Annotated in this window: 21 protein-coding genes; 16 read left to right on the top strand and 5 right to left on the bottom strand. The window is 72.3% G+C overall.

The window, feature by feature from the left end; translation table 11 throughout:
- On the top strand, window positions 1-256 hold a 256-nt coding region (locus KME80_RS19105; protein WP_504739715.1), incomplete at its 5' end, for an SCO5555 family protein.
- 100 nt (window positions 257-356) lie between these two features.
- Window positions 357-656, top strand: a complete 300-nt coding sequence (locus KME80_RS19100; RefSeq protein ID WP_219507033.1) for an HU family DNA-binding protein — start codon at window positions 357-359, stop codon at window positions 654-656.
- 51 nt (window positions 657-707) lie between these two features.
- On the opposite strand, the gene KME80_RS19095 is transcribed toward KME80_RS19100, so the two are convergent.
- Together KME80_RS19095 and cofC are read right to left on the bottom strand one after the other, a co-directional pair.
- Window positions 708-908, bottom strand: a complete 201-nt coding sequence (locus tag KME80_RS19095) for a hypothetical protein (protein ID WP_219507032.1) — start codon at window positions 906-908, stop codon at window positions 708-710.
- 10 nt (window positions 909-918) lie between these two features.
- Window positions 919-1,578, bottom strand: coding sequence for a 2-phospho-L-lactate guanylyltransferase (gene cofC, locus KME80_RS19090; protein ID WP_246645190.1), 660 nt, complete (start codon window positions 1,576-1,578; stop codon window positions 919-921).
- A 79-nt stretch (window positions 1,579-1,657) separates the two neighbouring features.
- Here cofC and KME80_RS19085 point away from each other — a divergent pair, with 79 nt between their 5' ends.
- The 3 genes from KME80_RS19085 to KME80_RS19075 all read left to right on the top strand — a co-directional run bounded on the left by KME80_RS19085 (window position 1,658) and on the right by KME80_RS19075 (window position 4,542).
- Window positions 1,658-2,368 (top strand): lysophospholipid acyltransferase family protein, encoded by a 711-nt coding sequence (locus KME80_RS19085; protein ID WP_219507028.1) that lies wholly within the window; start codon window positions 1,658-1,660, stop codon window positions 2,366-2,368.
- A gap of 4 nt (window positions 2,369-2,372) precedes the next feature.
- Entirely contained in the window at window positions 2,373-3,383 is a 1,011-nt protein-coding gene (locus KME80_RS19080; RefSeq protein ID WP_219507026.1) for an NAD(P)H-dependent glycerol-3-phosphate dehydrogenase, read from the top strand.
- A 61-nt stretch (window positions 3,384-3,444) separates the two neighbouring features.
- Complete coding sequence (locus KME80_RS19075; RefSeq protein WP_219507024.1) at window positions 3,445-4,542, top strand: D-alanine--D-alanine ligase family protein; 1,098 nt, start codon at window positions 3,445-3,447, stop codon at window positions 4,540-4,542.
- On the opposite strand, the gene KME80_RS19070 is transcribed toward KME80_RS19075, so the two are convergent.
- On the bottom strand, window positions 4,525-4,956 hold the full coding sequence (locus tag KME80_RS19070; protein WP_219507022.1) for a DUF3515 family protein: 432 nt from the start codon (window positions 4,954-4,956) through the stop codon (window positions 4,525-4,527). The genes KME80_RS19075 and KME80_RS19070 overlap by 18 nt on opposite strands.
- 13 nt (window positions 4,957-4,969) lie before the next feature.
- Entirely contained in the window at window positions 4,970-5,203 is a 234-nt protein-coding gene (locus tag KME80_RS19065) for an Lrp/AsnC family transcriptional regulator (RefSeq protein ID WP_219507021.1), read from the bottom strand.
- Between the two features lie 68 nt (window positions 5,204-5,271).
- Here KME80_RS19065 and KME80_RS19060 point away from each other — a divergent pair, with 68 nt between their 5' ends.
- The 3 genes from KME80_RS19060 (at window position 5,272) to thiD (ending at window position 8,894) form a co-directional block, all read left to right on the top strand.
- On the top strand, window positions 5,272-6,237 hold the full coding sequence (locus KME80_RS19060) for a thiamine-phosphate kinase (RefSeq protein WP_219507056.1): 966 nt from the start codon (window positions 5,272-5,274) through the stop codon (window positions 6,235-6,237).
- A gap of 126 nt (window positions 6,238-6,363) precedes the next feature.
- Complete coding sequence (locus KME80_RS19055) at window positions 6,364-8,073, top strand: hypothetical protein (protein ID WP_219507020.1); 1,710 nt, start codon at window positions 6,364-6,366, stop codon at window positions 8,071-8,073.
- Window positions 8,074-8,081: 8 nt separating this feature from the next.
- Complete coding sequence (thiD, locus tag KME80_RS19050) at window positions 8,082-8,894, top strand: bifunctional hydroxymethylpyrimidine kinase/phosphomethylpyrimidine kinase (protein ID WP_219507019.1); 813 nt, start codon at window positions 8,082-8,084, stop codon at window positions 8,892-8,894.
- Between the two features lie 108 nt (window positions 8,895-9,002).
- Here the strand turns inward: thiD and rpmB are convergent, their stop codons facing one another.
- Window positions 9,003-9,188 (bottom strand): 50S ribosomal protein L28, encoded by a 186-nt coding sequence (gene rpmB, locus KME80_RS19045; protein WP_183656410.1) that lies wholly within the window; start codon window positions 9,186-9,188, stop codon window positions 9,003-9,005.
- A gap of 201 nt (window positions 9,189-9,389) precedes the next feature.
- Here rpmB and KME80_RS19040 point away from each other — a divergent pair, with 201 nt between their 5' ends.
- The 8 genes from KME80_RS19040 to mutM all read left to right on the top strand — a co-directional run bounded on the left by KME80_RS19040 (window position 9,390) and on the right by mutM (window position 17,244).
- Window positions 9,390-10,934: a DAK2 domain-containing protein gene (locus tag KME80_RS19040; protein WP_219507018.1), complete on the top strand. Its 1,545-nt coding sequence runs from the start codon at window positions 9,390-9,392 to the stop codon at window positions 10,932-10,934.
- Between the two features lie 34 nt (window positions 10,935-10,968).
- The gene (gene recG, locus KME80_RS19035) at window positions 10,969-13,167 is read left to right on the top strand and encodes an ATP-dependent DNA helicase RecG (RefSeq protein WP_219507017.1); all 2,199 of its coding nucleotides are present in this window, start codon (window positions 10,969-10,971) and stop codon (window positions 13,165-13,167) included.
- Window positions 13,168-13,590: 423 nt separating this feature from the next.
- Window positions 13,591-14,169 carry a 16S rRNA (guanine(966)-N(2))-methyltransferase RsmD gene (gene rsmD / locus KME80_RS19030; RefSeq protein ID WP_219507016.1) on the top strand — a complete coding sequence of 193 codons (579 nt, stop codon included), beginning with the start codon at window positions 13,591-13,593 and terminating at the stop codon, window positions 14,167-14,169.
- A gap of 14 nt (window positions 14,170-14,183) precedes the next feature.
- Window positions 14,184-14,660 (top strand): pantetheine-phosphate adenylyltransferase, encoded by a 477-nt coding sequence (gene coaD / locus KME80_RS19025; RefSeq protein ID WP_219507015.1) that lies wholly within the window; start codon window positions 14,184-14,186, stop codon window positions 14,658-14,660.
- A 68-nt stretch (window positions 14,661-14,728) separates the two neighbouring features.
- Window positions 14,729-15,280 (top strand): YceD family protein, encoded by a 552-nt coding sequence (locus KME80_RS19020; protein WP_219507014.1) that lies wholly within the window; start codon window positions 14,729-14,731, stop codon window positions 15,278-15,280.
- 1 nt (window position 15,281) lies between these two features.
- Complete coding sequence (rpmF, locus tag KME80_RS19015; RefSeq protein WP_033409409.1) at window positions 15,282-15,461, top strand: 50S ribosomal protein L32; 180 nt, start codon at window positions 15,282-15,284, stop codon at window positions 15,459-15,461.
- Between the two features lie 222 nt (window positions 15,462-15,683).
- Complete coding sequence (gene rnc / locus KME80_RS19010) at window positions 15,684-16,397, top strand: ribonuclease III (RefSeq protein ID WP_308125831.1); 714 nt, start codon at window positions 15,684-15,686, stop codon at window positions 16,395-16,397.
- 1 nt (window position 16,398) lies between these two features.
- On the top strand, window positions 16,399-17,244 hold the full coding sequence (gene mutM / locus KME80_RS19005) for a bifunctional DNA-formamidopyrimidine glycosylase/DNA-(apurinic or apyrimidinic site) lyase (RefSeq protein WP_219507012.1): 846 nt from the start codon (window positions 16,399-16,401) through the stop codon (window positions 17,242-17,244).
- Window positions 17,245-17,341: the final 97 nt, after the last annotated feature.

Here is a 17,341-nt window from a genome sequence, read left to right as displayed (position 1 = left end):
GGCAGCCATGGCTGCCGACCACCGTCTAGACGACGACGAGCTGGCGCGGCGGTTGCGCGAAGCGCACCGCCGCGTCCGCATGCTGCCCCTGACCGACCGCGCCGACCGCGAGCGGCTGGCGCGCCACTACCTGTCCATCTGCGACCAGGCCAAGCTCGATCCCGGCCGCGCGGCCGCCCGCCTGGACAACTTCCTGGCCGTTCTCGACGAGGCCGCCGACACGCCACGCGAGGACGAAAACACGCCGGGTGATTGAGTTCCCCCCCGATCCCGCCTACTTTCGAGCGCGTAAGGGGTTTCTACGTCAGACTCGTGAGCTGGAACCCCGAGCCGTAACTGGGGGAGCAGAAACTTTCATGAACAAGCGGGAACTCGTCGACGCCATCGCGGATCGCGTCGGCGACAGGAAGACGGCGACAGAGGCCGTCAACGCGGTCATCGACGCCGTCCAGAAGGCAGTGGCCAACGGCGACAAGGTCTCGATCACGGGCTTCGGCGCCTTCGAGATGGTGCACAAGCCGGCCAGGACGGCCAGGAACCCTTCGACCGGCGCCGAGATCAAGGTGGCGGAGAGCTGGGCGCCCAAGTTCCGCCCCGGTTCGGACTTCAAGGATCTGGTGAACGAGGGCGGCAAGAAGGCCGCGAAGAAGAAGTAGGCACCGCAGCGGCGAAAGGCCCGGGCTCCCTTTACGGGGGTCCGGGCCTTTTCACGGCAGCGGGAAGGTCGACAGCGTGATGTAGCCGATCTCGCCGCCGGACACCGTGAAGTTGACCCGCTGGCCGGTGCGCAACAGCAGCAGCGGCCCGGCGTCGAAGGCATGGGCGGGGAAGGTCAGCACGGTCCCGTCGTCGAGGAAGACCGAGCCGGACCGGGTGGCCTCGTCGAAGCTGCGCACCGTCCCCTGCATGCGTTCCAGCCTAGACCTGATCACCGCCGCCGTCACCGCCGTCGGGCCACAGCTCCGCTACCACCGCCGCCGTGTGGGCGCCCAGGCCGAGCGTGATGGCGGCGCGCAGGTCGTCCGGTGTGTCGACGTCGCGCCGCAGCGAGTCGATGCCCTCCGGGGTCAGCTCCTTGGCCCCGCCCGCCAGGTGCTTGGCCCGTGACTCGCCGCCGAACCGGGGCCGGAAGGGCCTGCCGGGCCGTACGCCGTAGAAGGTGGTGCCGACGTCGAGCGCGTCGGGCACGAACGCCTGGTCGGACTCGGCGGCGGCCCCCAGTGCGATCGCCAGCTCCGCCGGGCGCAGCGCCGGCAGGTCGGCCTGGAGCGCTCCGACGGGGTCGCCGGGCGCCAGCCGCACCGCGTGCGCCGCGCCGGTGCGCAGCGCCGTGTTGAGCCCCCGGTCCGGGTCGTGCACCACGTCGGCGCCGAGCCCGGCCAGCGGCCCCGCGGCGGCCGGGTCGGCCGTCACCACGATTACCCTGGCGACCGCCGGGCAGGCGAGGGCGGCAGTGACGGTGTCGCAGGCGACCGCGACGGCGAGCCGCGTGCGGTGCGGGCCCGTGGCGGCGGCCAGCCGGGTCTTCGCCGCTACCAGGGTCTTCACCGGAATGACCAGCGACCAGCGGATGCTCATAGGCTTAAGCATCGCGCCTCGACATCCCTGGCGGCCAACCGGGAGACTTGGGCGCATACCAGAGGTGTTGGAGGAGACCATGAGCCGCGTCACGCGACCGTCGCGTTTCTGGGAAACCCTGGCCGTCGTGATCGTGAAACCGCTCTCGTGGCTCCTGGTCAAGAAAGACTGGCGCCGCGGCGACCGCCTCCCGCGCACGGGAGGCGTGATCATCGTGGCCAATCACCTGTCGTGGGCCGACCCGGTGCTGCTGTCGCACTTCCTCTACAACAACGGCCGCTGGCCGATCATCCTGGCGAAGGCGGCGCTGTTCAAGGTGCCGCTGCTGGGTCACGCGGTGCGCTCGCTGCGCGCCATCCCCGTCTACCGGGGCAGCGCGGACGCCGCCAGGTCGCTGCGGGAGTCGGAGCAGCGGCTCAAGGACGGCGGCGCGATCCTGTTCTACCCCGAGGGCACCTGCACCCGCGATCCCCGCCTGTGGCCGATGGTGGGCAAGACCGGCGCCGCCAGGCTGGCCCTGGAGAGCGGCGTCCAGGTGATCCCCATCGCCCACTGGGGCGCCCACGAGCTGCTGCCCTACGGCCAGAAGCGGCCCAGGATCTTCCCCCGCAAGACGTTCCGCGTGCTGGTCGGCCCCCCGGTCGACCTGTCGCGCTACGCCGGCCGGCCGCCGCACGCCGACGTGCTGCGCGAGGCCACGGCCGACATCATGGCCGCGCTCACCGCCCAGCTCGCCGAGCTGCGCGGCGAGAAGGCTCCCGAGACTCCCTACGATCCCGCCGGACGGTGACGAGATGACCAAGGCCGCCGTGTTCGGCACCGGCTCCTGGGGGACCACGTTCGCGATGATCCTCGCCGAGGCCGGCAACAAGACCGTCCTGTACGGGCGCCGCCCCGAAGTGGTCGAGGCGATCGACCGCACCCACATGAACGCCGACTACCTGCCCGGCGTCGCGCTGCCCACCTCGCTGCGCGCCACCACCGACGTCGCCGAGGCGCTCGACGGGGCCGACTTCGTGGTGCTGGCCGTGCCCTCGCAGACGCTGCGGGCCAACCTGACCGCCTGGCGCGAGCACATCCCGCGTGACGCGGTGCTGGTCAGCCTCATGAAGGGCATCGAGCTCGGCACCACCAAGCGGATGAGCGAGGTGATCCGCGAGGTCGCCGGGGTGCCGCCGGAGCGGGTGGCGGTCGTCTCCGGGCCCAACCTGGCCAAGGAGATAGCCCAGCGCCAGCCCGCCGCCGCCGTGGTCGCCTGCGCCGACGAGGGCGTCGCCGACCGGCTGCAGAAGGCGTGCCACCTGCCGCCGTGGTTCCGCCCCTACACCAACACCGACGTGGTGGGCGTGGAGCTCGGCGGCGCCGTCAAGAACGTGATCGCGCTGGCCGTCGGCGTGGCCGCCGGCATGGGCATGGGCGACAACGTGGGCGCGCTGCTGATGACCCGGGGCCTGGCCGAGATCTCCCGCCTGGGCGCCGCGCTCGGCGCCGACCCGCACACGTTCGCCGGGCTGGCCGGCATGGGCGACCTGGTCGCCACCTGCACCTCGCCGCTGTCACGCAACCGCACCTTCGGCGAGAACCTGGGGCGCGGCATGACGCTGGAGGAGGTCGTCGCCGCCACCCGGCAGACCGCCGAGGGCGTCAAGTCCTGCGAGTCGGTGCTGGAGCTGGCCAGGAAACACGACGTGGAAATGCCGATCACCGAAGTCGTCGTCGGCGTCGTCCACGACGGCATGTCGCCTGCGGAGGCGGGGATGCTGCTCATGTCGCGCTCACCCAAACCCGAGCGTTACGGCGTCTGATGTCCCGAAACACGCGTGCTTGACTCGCTGTGGGCGGAGCGCGCCGGTAGATTCGGACCTCATGAGCAAGCCACGCGTCGCCGTCGTTTTCGGAGGTCGCAATTCCGAGCATGCCGTGTCCCTGATGGGGGCGGGCAGCGTGCTGGAGGCGATCGACAGGAGCAAGTACGAGGTGATCCCCATCGGGATCGCCCAGGACGGCAGGTGGGTGCTGGCCTCGGCCGATCAGCGCTTCCAGATCGAGGAAGGCGAGCTGCCCGCCGTCGAGACCACCGGCGCGGCGCTCGCGCTGCCTTCGGGCGGCAGCTCCCTCGTGGCCTACGACCCGGGCAGCATCCCGGTCGAGCTGGGCTCGGTCGACGTGGTGTTCCCGGTCATGCACGGGCCGTTCGCCGAGGACGGCACCATCCAGGGGCTGCTGGAGATGGCCGGGGTCCGCTACGTCGGCTCCGGCGTGCTGGCCAGCGCGGTCGGCATGGACAAGGGCTACATGAAGACGGTCCTGGCCGCCGCCGGGCTGCCGATCGGCCGCTACGTGGTGGTCCGCGACCGTGACTGGCGGCTCGACCGCGACCGGGTGGTGAAGGAGGCCGAGGAGCAGCTCGGCTGGCCGGTGTTCGTCAAGCCGGCCAGGGCCGGGTCCTCGCAGGGCATCTCCAAGGCCCACGACCGGGCCGAGCTGGAGCGGGCCGTGGAGTTCGCCAGGCAGCACGACCCCAAGGTCCTCATCGAGGAGGCCATGACCGGGCGCGAGGTCGAGTGCGCGGTGCTGGAGTCGCTCGGCGACGACCCGCCCGCAGCGTCGGCGCCCGGCGAGGTCAGGGTCGAGGGCGGCCAGGAGTTCTTCGACTTCGAGGCCAAGTACTACCCCGACCAGATGTCGCTCACCGTGCCCGCCGACATCCCGGCCGAGGCGGCCGAGGAGCTGCGCGCGATGGCGGTGCGCGCGTTCGAGGCGCTGGAGTGCGAGGGGCTGGCGCGGGTCGACTTCTTCTACACGCCCGACGGGCGGCTGGTGCTCAACGAGATCAACACCATGCCGGGCTTCACCGCGCTGTCGGTGGCGCCGCAGCTCTGGGCCGCCTCCGGGCTGCCCTACCCGGCGCTGGTCGACCGGCTCGTGCAGCTCGCGCTCAACCGGTCACCGGGGCTGCGCTGACACCTGGCCGATCGGGCCCGACAGCTCGGCGAGCACCTCGGGGGCCACGTGCGAGCCGCCGACCGTGACCTCCACGTAGAGCGGGGCGGCGACGGCGGTGAACAGGGTGGGCCGTTCGGGATCGGCGAACCAGCCCACCCCGTTGATCTCCTGGAGCTGGTCGGTGGGCGCCATCCTGGCCGGCCTGGGCACGCCGCAGCGCAACGCGACCGTGCCCGGCCCCCACACCGCGACGTACGGGGAGGCGGGCGTGGACTCCGTGCGCCCGTCGGCCCCGATCTTGGCGGGCAGCAGGCCGGCCAGCCGGTCGCAGGCCGCCACCGCCTCACCCTCGGGCTTGGGCGGTTCGACCTGGACGGCGCCACCGCATCCGGCCAGTGCGAGCAGGACAAGCAGGACGGGGGCCGTACGCATGGAAAGATCTACCTCAGATATGGACGATCGGACACGTAAGGGTACGCGTGATGCCCTCCACGGCCTGAATCTGGGCCACGACGAGCTTGCCCAGCTCGTCGACGTTGCGAGCCTCGGCGCGCACGATCACGTCGTAGGGGCCCGTCACGTCTTCCGCCTGAGTCACCCCGGTGATGCCGGAGATCTCGTGGGCCACCGCCGCCGCCTTGCCGACCTCGGTCTGAATAAGGATGTAGGCCTGCACCATTACGTCCTCCCAGGCGATTGGATCACGCCGAAGGGCCACCGTACCCTGTGAGCGTCAGGAGGTGCGTCATCACAGTCGGTGAACTCGGCGAGTTCGGAGTTGTGGCCCGCATCGCCGCGCGCCTGCCTCAGGGCGCCGCGGTGCTGCTGGGGCCGGGCGACGACGCCGCGATGGTCAGCGCGCCGGACGGGCGCGTCGTGGTATCTACAGATCTCCTGATCGAGGGTAGGCACTTCCGCCGCCATTGGTCCAGCGGCTACGACGTCGGCCGCAAGGCCGCGGCCCAGAACCTGGCCGACGTGGCCGCCATGGGCGCGGTGCCCACCTCCATCGTGGTCGGGCTCGGGATGCCCGCCGACCTGCCCCTCACCTGGCTCGACGGCCTCACCGACGGCTTCCGCGAGGAGTGCGCCCTGGTAGGGGCCAGTGTGGCCGGGGGCGACGTCACCCGCTGCGACCTGGTCGTCATCGGGGTGACGGCGCTGGGCGACCTCCAGGGTCGCGCGCCGGTGACCCGTGCCGCCGCCCGGCCTGGGCACGTGGTGGCCGTGGCGGGCCGCCTGGGCTATTCGGCGGCCGGGCTGGCCCTGCTGGAGGCGGGCCGCGCCACCGGCGGCGAGCAGGCCGAACGGGAGCCGCGCTGGGGCGACGTGGTGGCCGGCCACCGGCGGCCCAGCCCGCCCTACGCGTGCGGGCCGGAGGCGGCTCGGCTGGGCGCGAGCGCCATGCTGGACGTGAGCGACGGGCTGCTGCAGGACCTGGGCCACGTGGCCGCGGCCAGCGGGGTGCGCGTCGAGCTGGACCCGGGGGCGCTCCCGGTGGCGGAGCCGGTGGCCGCGGCGGCCAAGGAGCTGGGCGCCGATCCGCTCGACTGGGTGCTCACCGGCGGCGAGGACCACGCCCTGGCCGCCACGTTCCCTCCTGACGTGCGGCTTCCCGCCTCCTGGCAGGTCGTGGGGCGCGTGGTCGAGGGGGAGGGCGTCGGGGTCACGGGGCGTGAGACCGGGCCCGGCGGATGGGATCACTTTAGGTGACCAACTAGCCCGATTTGCGTAGTATTTTCCGGATTTCCGGCGTGACTGCGGGGAATGTTGGGACAAAGGCGTAGTAAAGGTGTTATGAAGATTGGCGGCCAACTGTAACCGGCAGAGAGGGCTGTCATGGGCCGCCACGGCACCGGTGGATCCGAAGATGGGGACGAACGGGGGGAAACCAGCGCCTTCTGGGGTTCGCACGACGAGCAGCCCGAGTCCTTCTGGGGCTCGGAGGGCAAGCCGTCCGAGCCAGGCTGGCCGTCACTGCCCGACCAGGTCGAGGTGACGGGCCAGTGGTCGCCCATGCCCCAGCGGGACGACGCCCCGTCCTCAGCCGTGCCGCAGTCCGACCCGTTCGAGGTCACCGGCGCCTTCGCCGCGTCGCCCCGGCCGGAGCCCGGACGGCCGGTCCCGCCGGCTGACCAGCCCTTCGAGGTCACGGGCGCCTTCGCCCGCCCGGCCTCCTGGGACGACGTCCCCGAGGCCGCCGCCCAGCCGCCGTCCCGGCCCAGCGTCTTCGACCCGGCCCCGCACGACAGCACGGCCGTCTTCGGCCCGCCGTCGGACCCCTTCGGCCAGGCCAAGCAGCCGAACCCGTTCGAGCCGGACCCCCCGCTGAACCCGCAGGTCCCGGTCCCCAATCCGTTCGACCAGGGGCCGCAGACGGGGTCGTTCGAGCCCGTGGGCGGCGATCACCCGAACCCGTACGCCCGGCCCGGCGGGTTCGCCGGCGGGGAGGCGTTCGACGAGGGCCCGGCGGAGCGGACCGGCGCGTTCAATCCCTTCCCTGACGACCGTACGGCGAGGTTCGACCCGCCCGTCACCGCAGGCCCGCCCGAGCCGGGCGACGTCAAGGTGGCAGGCGAGCCGACGATGGCCGCCCCCACCCCCGCGTGGGCCGAGGCCGAGAGCGGCTTCCTCGGCTCCGGCTGGTCGTCGGACGGCGAGCAGCCCGCCGAGCCGGAGCCCAGCTCGCGCCGTGGCCGCCGCAAGCCGCCCAAGGACCCGTACGACGCCCCGTCCGGCGGCAGGGGCAAGCTGGCCCTGCTCTCCGTGGCGGCCGTCGCCATCGTGCTCGGCGGCACCGTGGCGGGCGTCAAGATGATGAGCTCCGGCGGCGCGGCCGACTGCCCCGGCGGCGCCTGCGCCGCCGTCCAGGCGAGCAACCAGCCGGGGCCGGCCGTGTCCGAGCCCCCGGCCGAGGACCCCGAGCCCGTGGCGGACCCCGCCGAGGAACCGGTGGAGGACGAGCCGGCGGAGAAGGAGAGCGAGGCGGCCGACCCGCCGGCCCCTAAGGCCACCGACGCCCCGGTCCAGCCGCGCCGCACCCCGTCGCCGACCCCCAAGCCGACCAAGACCAAGTCCAAGCAGGCCCAGGAGCCTGTGGAGGAGCCGGTCGACGAGATCATCGAGGAGATCCCGACCGAGACGCCCAGCGAGGAGACGTCCCCGCTGGGTGACGCCGACGGCCGACCCAGGCAGGACAGCACCACCCAGCCGGCCCCGACGGCCACCACCCAGCTCGCGGCCGGCGGCTCCTCCGTGCGGGTCGACTTCGACGTGGTCAAGCAGGGCCTCACCGGCTACACCGCCGCCGTGAACGTCCGCAACTCCTCCGCCGGCCCGCTGACCGCCCTCACGCTGTCGCTGCCCGTACGGGGCCGCGTCACGGACGTCGACGGCGCCACCTGGACGCAGGACGGGAACCTGCTGATCGTGGACCTGCCGGCGACGATCGCGTCCGGCGACTCCAGTGAGATCACCGTCAAGGCCCTCGGCAAGGCGGGCCAGCCGCGTAGCTGCGGCATGGTCGGCGGGGAGTGTTCCGTCAGCTAAGTGGTTGGATGGGGGATATGACGGTTTCGACTCCCCCACGCGTGCTGACCGTCGCCGGATCCGACTCCGGCGGCGGTGCGGGCATTCAGGCCGATCTGAAGACCATGCTGGCCCAGGGCGTGCACGGCATGAGCGTGATCGCCGCGGTCACCGCGCAGAACTCCATCGGCGTCCAGGGCTACTGGGAGCTGCCGCCCGAGGCGGTGCGGGCGCAGCTCGACTCGGTGCTCGGCGACATCGGCGCCCAGGCCGTCAAGACCGGCATGCTGGCCTCGCCCGCGCTGGTCGAGCTGGTCGCGGAGAAGCTGGCCGGCTACCCCGCGCCGCTCGTCGTCGACCCGGTCGGCGTGTCCAAGCACGGCGACTCCCTGCTCGCGCCCGAGGCCGTCGAGACGCTCAGGACGCGCCTGATGCCCGTCGCCACCGTCGTCACCCCCAACCTGTGGGAGGTGGAACAGCTCACCAGCGTCAAGGTCGAGGACGAGGACGACCTGCGCCGGGCCGCCGACGCCATCCTGGAGCTCGGGCCCACCTGGGTGCTGGTCAAGGGCGGCCACCTGCCCGGCAGGCCCGTCGACCTCCTCACCGACGGCGCCGCCGAGCACCGCTTCACCGCCGAACGCCACGACAACCGCCACACCCACGGCACCGGCTGCACGCTCGCCTCCGCCATCGCCTCCCACCTGGCCCTGGGCGAGGACGTGCCGGGCGCCGTCGCCAAGGCCAAGGCGTACGTGACGGGCGCCATCGCCCACGGCTTCCCCCTGGGCGCGGGCATCGGCCCGGTCGACCACGCCTGGCAGCAGCGCACCCAGCGGTGACCCTAGCCCGTACGGCGGGCCTGCGGCGTCCTGCGGGCCTTTGCGGCTCGGCGGGCACGACGAAGGCCCGCCGCTCGGGTGAGCGGCGGGCCTTCGTCAGAGCGTGGGTTAGCGGGTGACCTTGCCCGCCTTGATGCACGAGGTGCACACGTTCATCTTCTTCGGCGTGCCGCCGACGACCGCGCGAACCGTCTGGATGTTGGGGTTCCAACGACGGCGGGTGCGGCGGTGAGAGTGGGACACGTTGTTGCCGAAGGTCGGCCCCTTGCGGCAGACATCGCAGACGGAAGCCACGGTATCGCTCCTTAAAACAGTCGATGTAGCCCGGTCCGCTGATGTTCGTCGGGCGGAGGGCATGCCGGGACAACCGGCCAGCCAGACGAGAATATCCGATCCGCACCACCACGGCGAACTCGATCACCACTGGACGACGCCGGACACGGCGATATTCTCCTCGATTAACGGTAGCGCACGCGGGGAGGCCGGAGCGCGCACATGGAGGATCTCGACCCGCCCGCGGTGCGACGCTGGGCCCGGCTGGCCGCCGACGCGCTCGGCAGGGCCAGGGGCGAGCTCGACTCGCTCAACGTGTTCCCGGTGGCCGACGGCGACACCGGCACGAACCTGCACCTGACGATGCTGTCGGCGGCCGAGGCGGTCGAGTCGCTGCCCGACGACGTGGGCGCCGAGGTCGTGTGGCAGACGCTCTCCTACGGGGCGCTGGTCGGGGCGCGCGGCAATTCCGGGGTCATCGTCAGCCAGGCGCTGCGCGGGCTGGCCGAGGTGCTGAAGGACGGCTCCGACCTGCGTGCCGGGCTGGCCAGGGCAGCCGCGCTCGCCAGGCAGAGTGTCGCCAGGCCCGTCGACGGCACGGTGCTGAGCGTGCTGGCCGCCGCCGCGCAGGCCGTACAGGACCTGCGGAGCGGGCCCGGCGAGGTCGCGCGCCGCGCCGCCGAGGCCGCCCGCGCGGCGCTGCGCCGTACCCCCGACCAGCTCGACGTGCTGGCCCGCAGCGGCGTCGTCGACGCGGGCGGCGCCGGGCTGGCGATCGTGCTGGAGACGCTCGCCGCGGTGATCACCGGCGTCCACCGGGAGCGCTACGAGGTGCCCGGACCGACCGCCCGGGTGTCGCCGATGACCGAGGTGGGCGCGGGCTACGAGGTCATGTACCTGCTCGACGCCGACGACGCGGCCGTCGCCCGGCTGCGTACGGAGCTCGACGCCATGGGCGAGTCGCTCGTCGTGGTCGGCGGCGAGGGACTGTGGAACGTCCACGTGCATGTCGGCGAGGCGGGCCCGGCCGTCGAGGCCGGGCTGCGGGCCGGCCGCCCCCACCGCATCAGGATCACCTACCTGGCCGAGCGCACCCACCGCGCCGGACCCGGCCGGGGCGTGGTGGCCGTCGCCGCGGGCGACGGGATCGCGGCGCTGTTCGAGGAGTGCGGCGCGGTCGTCGTCCGGCGCGAGCCCGGCGGCAGGCCGGCCCTGCCCGCCATGCTCGCCGCCATCCGGCAGGCCGGGGACGAGGTCGTCGTGCTCCCGAACGACGAGGCCGCCGGAGCCGTCGCCTCCGCCGCCGCCGAGATCGCCCGCGAGGACGGCGTCGCGGTGAGCGTGCTGCCGACCAGGGCGACCGTGCAGGGCCTGGCCGCGCTCGCCGTGCACGACCCGCTGCGGCGCTTCGACGACGACGTGGTCGCCATGACCGACGCCGCCGGCCACACCCGCCACGGCCACCTCGCGCTGGCCGACCAGGAGGCCGTCACCAGCGCCGGCCTGTGCCGCCCCGGCGACGTGCTCGGGCTGATCGACGGCGACGTGGCCGTGATCGGCGACACGCTCGACGGCGTCGCCACGCTCGTCGTGGACCGGATGGTGGCGGGCGGCGGCGAGCTGGTGACCCTCGTCACGGGCGCCCGCGCCCCGGCCCTGCTCGCCGACCACGTGGCCGGGCATCTCTCGCGCGTACGGCCCGACGTCGACCTCGTCGTCTACCAGGGGGAGCAGGACGGCTACCCGCTGCTCATCGGCGTCGAGTGATTCCTGTCGGCCGCAAGCGGTAGAACTAGGTGGCGTGAGCCGTTTCGACGAGCCTCTGACGAAGGCGCTCGACCCGAAGACCGCCAAGCTGCTGCACACCGTGCTCGGCCTGGAGACGGTCGGCGACCTGCTGCGCCACTACCCCCGGCGCTATGCCGAGCGCGGCGAGCTGACCTCGCTCGACGCCCTGGAGGTCGACGAGCACGTGACCGTGGTGGGCGAGGTCACCCGGCTGATGCGCAAGCCGATGCGCAACCGCGGCGGCACCTGGCTGGAGGTCGAGGTCGTCGACGGCAGCGGCAGCAAGATCTACCTGTCGTTCTTCGGCAAGGGCTCCCACGTGGCCGAGTCGCGGCTCAAACCGGGCCGGCGCGGCATGTTCGCCGGCAAGGTGGGGCTGTTCGGGGCGCGGGGCAAGCCGCGCTGGCAGCTCGCCCACCCCGAGTTCGAGCTGTTCGAGGAGGGCGAGGCGAGCGCCGAGGACTTCGCGGCGGCGCCGGTGCCCATCTACCCGGCGGGCAAGGACCTCACCCCGTGGGCGATCCGGCGGGCCATCGGCATGATGCTGGACACGCTCGGCCCGCTCGACGACCCGCTGCCCGCCGACCTGCGCGCCCGCCACGCGCTGCCGGGGCTCGACGACGCGCTGACGGCGATCCACCGGCCGAAGGACTTCGGTGACGTGCAGCGGGCCCGCAAACGGCTGAAGTTCGACGAGGCGTTCCTGCTCCAGGCCGTGCTGCTGCAGCGCAGGCAGGCGGCCACCGCGTGGCCGGCCAAGCCGCGCCCGCGCCGCGACGGCGGCCTGCTGGCCGACTTCGACGCGCGGCTGCCGTTCTCGCTCACCGAGGGGCAGGCGGCCGTCGGCGAGGAGATCGCCGCCGACCTGGCGCTGGAGCACCCCATGCACCGGCTGCTCCAGGGCGAGGTCGGCGCCGGCAAGACCGTCGTCGCGCTGCGCGCCATGCTCCAGGTCGTCGACGCGGGCGGCCAGGCCGTGCTGCTCGCCCCGACCGAGGTGCTCGCCCAGCAGCACCACCGCTCGATCAGCGGCATGCTGGGCGACCTGGCGCAGGGCGGCATGTTCGGCGGCACCGCCGTCACCCTGCTCACCGGCTCGATGGGAGCCGCCGCCCGGCGCGCGGCCCTGCTCGACGCCGCCTCCGGCACCGCCGGGATCGTCGTCGGCACCCACGCCCTGCTCCAGGAGCACGTCCAGTTCGCCGACCTCGGCCTCGTGGTCGTCGACGAACAGCACCGCTTCGGCGTCGAGCAGCGCGACGCGCTCCGCGAGAAGGCCGGCGACGCCCGGCCCCACGTCCTCGTCATGACCGCCACCCCCATCCCGCGCACGGTCGCCATGACCGTCTTCGGCGACCTGGAAGTCTCCACGCTCTCCCAGCTCCCCTCCGGGCGGGCGCCCATCACCACCCACGTCGTCCCCGCCGCCGAGAAGCCCCACTACCTCGAACGCACCTGGGCCCGGGTCCGCGAAGAGGTCGCCCTCGGCCGGCAGGCGTACATCGTCTGCCCCCGCATCGGCGACCTGGAAGGCGACGAGGGCGACCTGGCCCCCTCCGACTCCAACTCCGGCTCCGCCTCCGCCGACGAGGAGCGCCGGCCGCCGCTGGCCGTCCTGGAGGTGGCCGAGATGCTGTCCGAAGGGCCCTTCCACGACCTGCGCGTGGCCGTCCTCCACGGCAAGCTGCCGCCCGAGGAGAAGGACGCCATCATGCGGTCGTTCAGCCGGGGCGAGATCGACATCCTGGTGGCGACCACGGTGATCGAGGTCGGCGTCGACGTGCCCAACTCGTCGGTGATGATCATCATGGACGCCGACCGGTTCGGCGTCTCCCAGCTCCACCAGCTCCGCGGGCGCGTCGGGCGGGGCGGGCTGCCCGGGCTGTGCCTGCTGGTGTCCGACTTCCCGGAGAACACCCCCGCCCGCGCCCGCCTCGACGCCGTCGCCGCGACCCTCGACGGGTTCGAGCTCTCGCGCGTCGACCTGGAACAGCGCCGCGAGGGCGACGTCCTCGGCGCCGCCCAGTCGGGCAAACGGTCGTCGCTCAAGATGCTGCAACTGCTGCGCGACGAGGACGTCATCGCCACGGCCCGCGACGAGGCCGCCGCCCTCCTCGCCGCCGACCCCGCCCTCACCACCCACCCCGGCCTCCGCGCCGAGATCGACCGCCTCCTGGCCGACGAACGCGCCGAATACCTGGAGAAGACCTAACCCGCCGAGGAGGAAACCCCGGACCCCCTCCCGGCGCCCGTGCGGCGAGGGGGGCGTACGGCGGAGGTCGGCGCAGGCGTACGGCGCGGAAGGGGCCAGGGGTTGGGGCGCGGAAGGGCCAAGGGTGAGGCACGGGCGGACGGCGCCGTCAGGTGTGTGGGGAGGGGGGTGCCCAGGGCCCAGCCGCGGGGACGGCCTCCCCCCGAATGCCGTCCCCGGCTGGGCCCACCCTCGGGTCAGGTGCCGAGGGAACCGGCGTGCGGAAGGGCTCACGATCACGCCGGTCGGCCTTCATGTGGGTCACCTCGAAGGCCGCAGGACTCATCTTGCTCACTGGGCCCCCCGATGTGAATCACCCTTGCGCAGTCGAGGCAGACACTTGTCCACTCTTGACCTGGGCGGACATGCGGAACAATGGGGCGCATGACTCGGATCATCGCGGGGAGCGCGGGTGGGCGCCGGTTGGAGACGCCGCCGGGGCGCGGGACGAGGCCGACCAGTGACAGGGCCAGGGAAGGCGTCTTCTTGACGCTCGACTCGCTGTACGGGCTCGACGGGGCGCGGGTGATGGATCTGTACGCCGGGTCGGGGGCGGTGGGGCTGGAGGCGCTGTCGCGGGGGGCGGCGGAGGCGGTGCTGGTGGAGTCGGACCCGAAGGCGGTGCGGGTCATCAGGTCGAACGTGGCGTCGCTGGGTCTGGCCGGGGCGCGGGTGGTGGCCGATCGGGTGGAGCGGGTGCTGGCCAGGGCGGGGGAGGAGCCGTTCGACATCGTGTTCGCGGATCCGCCGTACGCGGTGTCGGATGACGAGGTGGGGCGGGTGCTGGTGGCGTTGCGGGACAACGGGTGGCTGGTCCCAGGGGCTTTGGTGGCTTTCGAGAGGGAAAGCAGGGGGAAGGCCCTGATGTGGCCTGACGGGTACGTTGAGGAGAGGGTCCGTCGATATGGTGAAGCGTCCGTTTGGTACGGTCGCGCCGCCGGGGAAACCGTAGACCACCCGTAGACCTGGGAGGCGTGTTGCGCCGCGTTGTCTGCCCGGGGTCGTTCGACCCCATCACCAACGGTCATCTCGACATCATCGGCCGGGCCGCCCGGCTGTACGACGAGGTGACGGTGGCCGTACTGATCAATGTCGAGAAGAGCAGCCTGTTCACGGTCGACGAGCGGATCGACATCCTGCAGACCGTGACCAAGGAGTACGCGAACGTCAAGGTCAGGAAGTTCCACGGCCTGCTCGTCGACTTCTGCAAGCAGAACGACATCCCGGCGATCGTCAAGGGCATCCGGGTGGTCAGCGACTTCGACTACGAGTTGCAGATGGCCCAGCTCAACTACCGGCTGTCGGGCGTGGAGACGCTGTTCATGCCGACGAACCCCGAATACTCGTTCCTGTCGTCGAGCCGGGTGAAGGAGATCGCCCGTTATGGCGGAGACGTGTCCGGCCTGGTGCCGGACCTGGTGCACAAGCTGCTCGTCGAGCGGCTCAGAGGCTGACGGCGACCTGGTATCCTTTCATTTCGGCCTTGTACGACGGCGTTATCGCCATGCCTAGCGAGAGCAGGATGACTCAGCACCTCAACCCCCGCTCCCCTTGGGTGATCTCCACTCACGACCTGGGAAAGCGGCCGGGCACGATGCGAGAGATCACCCTGACCCTTCCGGCTCCGGCGGATCTCGGCGTCGACATGATCGGCGTTCCCAAGGACGCCGAAGTCGAGCTGGACCTCCGGCTCGAAGCAGTGATGGAAGGCGTGCTCGTCTCGGGCACGGCGCAGGCCCCGCTCGCCGGGGAGTGCGCGCGGTGCCTTGACCCGTTGACCTCGGAGATCGAGGTCGACCTGCAGGAGCTGTTCTTCTACTCCGACGAGGACGCCTCGGAGGACGACTCGCTGCTCGACGGAGAGCTGCTCGACCTCGAGCCGACGTTCCGTGACGCGGTGGTGCTCGCACTGCCGTTGAGCCCCGTCTGCCGCGAGGACTGCCCGGGGCTCTGCACGGAGTGCGGGATCAAGCTGGCCGAGGCCGGCGACGATCACCGGCACGAGAAGATCGACGCCCGCTGGGCGTCGTTGCAAGGTCTGGTTACCGAGAACGATAACGATCAGGAGAAGTGACGTGGCCGTCCCGAAGCGAAAGATGTCGCGGAGCAACACCCGCGCCCGTCGCTCCCAGTGGAAGACGACTGCTGTCGCCCTGGTGAGCTGCCCGCAGTGCCGTTCGCCGAAGCAGCCGCACATCGCGTGCCCCACCTGCGGCACCTACAACCGCCGTCAGGTCATCGAGCCGTCTGCCTGATCTCGCTGAGTTGACGTGATGCCGACCGGGTGCCATTGTGCCCCGGTCGGCGTTACCGTCTCAGATGCGTGCGGTTACGGTTTCGCCCGCGGTCGTGGTGGACGCCGGGGCCTGTTCCCCCCCGACGCCCACCACGTTTTCGGGCATCTTCCGCAGCCGTCGTGCCTGGTGAAGATGTTCCGAGGAGGAAAGCACGTGGGCGCAGGTCCTAAGCCGGTGGCCGTGGAGGTCGCCAGAGAAGAGCTGGAGCGGGTCCTGGCGGTCGCCCTGGACTCCGACATCCTGGAGCGGGCGCTGACGCACCGCTCCTACGCGTACGAGAACGGCGGCCTGCCCACCAACGAGCGCCTGGAGTTCCTCGGCGACTCGGTGCTGGGCCTGGTGGTCACCGACACGCTCTACCGCAACCACCCCGATCTGCCCGAGGGCCAGCTGGCCAAGCTGCGGGCGGCGGTGGTCAACATGCGCGCGCTCGCCGACGTGGCGCGCGGCCTGGGCCTGGGCCGGTTCCTGCGGCTGGGCCGGGGCGAGGAGGGCACCGGGGGCCGTGACAAGTCCTCGATCCTGGCCGACACGCTGGAGGCGCTGATCGGCGCCGTCTACGTCGACAAGGGGCTGGACGAGGCGTTCCGGGTCGTGCACGTGCTGTTCGACCCGCTGATCGTGCGGTCGGCGTCGCTGGGCGCCGGGCTCGACTGGAAGACCTCGCTGCAGGAGCTGACCGCCTCCGAGGCGCTGGGCGTGCCCGAATACCACGTCGAGGAGAGCGGCCCCGACCACGCCAAGTCGTTCACCGCCGTGGTGCGGGTGGGCGGCGAGCCCTACGGCGAGGGCAGCGGGCGCAGCAAGAAGGAGGCCGAGCAGCAGGCGGCCGAGGCGGCGTGGACCCGGATCCGGGCCCGCCGCGAGCAGCGCGAGAGCCAGCCGGCGGGCTAGGTTGCCCGAGCTTCCCGAGGTCGAGGTCGTCCGCCGCGGTCTGGCGGAGTGGGTGACCGGCCGTGAGATCGCCTGCGCCGAGGTGCTGCACCCGCGCGCGATCCGGCGTCATCTGCCGGGCGCCGACGAGTTCGCGGCGCGGCTGCGCGGGCGGCTGGTCAAGTCGGCCGAGCGGCGCGGCAAGTACCTGTGGCTGCCGCTGTCGGGGCCGGAGGAGGCGCTGCTGGCGCATCTGGGCATGAGCGGCCAGTTGCTGGTGGTCGATCCGGACGCGCCGCCGGAGAAGCATCTGCGGGTGCGGCTCAGGTTCGCCGACGGCGGCTCCGACCTGCGCTTCGTCGACCAGCGGACGTTCGGGCACGTGATGCTCACCACGCTGGTGGGCGGGGTGCCCGAGCCGATCGCGCACATCGCGCCCGACCCGTTCGAGGAGTCGTTCGACGAGGCCGCCTTCACCGCGGCGTTGCGCGCGAAGAAGACGGAGATCAAGCGGGCGCTGCTCGACCAGTCGCTGATCAGCGGCGTCGGCAACATCTACGCCGACGAGGCGCTGTGGCTGGCCCGGCTGCACTGGGCGCGGCCCGCGCAGACGCTCACCCGGCCCAAGGTCGCCGAGCTGGTGGCCGCGGTGCGCGAGGTGATGGGAGCCGCGCTCCAGCAGGGCGGCACGTCCTTCGACAGCCTGTACGTGAACGTCAACGGCGAGAGCGGCTACTTCGACCGCTCGCTGGAGGTGTACGGCAGGCAGGACCAGCCCTGCTCGCGCTGCGGCGCCCCGATCAGGCGTGAGCCGTTCATGAACCGGTCGTCCTACTCCTGCCCGAAGTGCCAGCGGCGGCCGCGCTGATCCGGTGGCGTCGCCTCGATCATCGTCGCAGCGGACCAACCTCGGGCCCGGTGTTGGGCCGCTGACACCAAGCGCGAGGCGGCCTTGACGGTGTTGG

It is taken from the genome of Nonomuraea ceibae, assembly GCF_019396325.1.
GTDB lineage: Bacteria > Actinomycetota > Actinomycetes > Streptosporangiales > Streptosporangiaceae > Nonomuraea > Nonomuraea ceibae.
The sequence above is the reverse complement of the archived record's forward strand: the minus strand, read 5'-3'. Positions and strand labels throughout refer to the sequence as shown.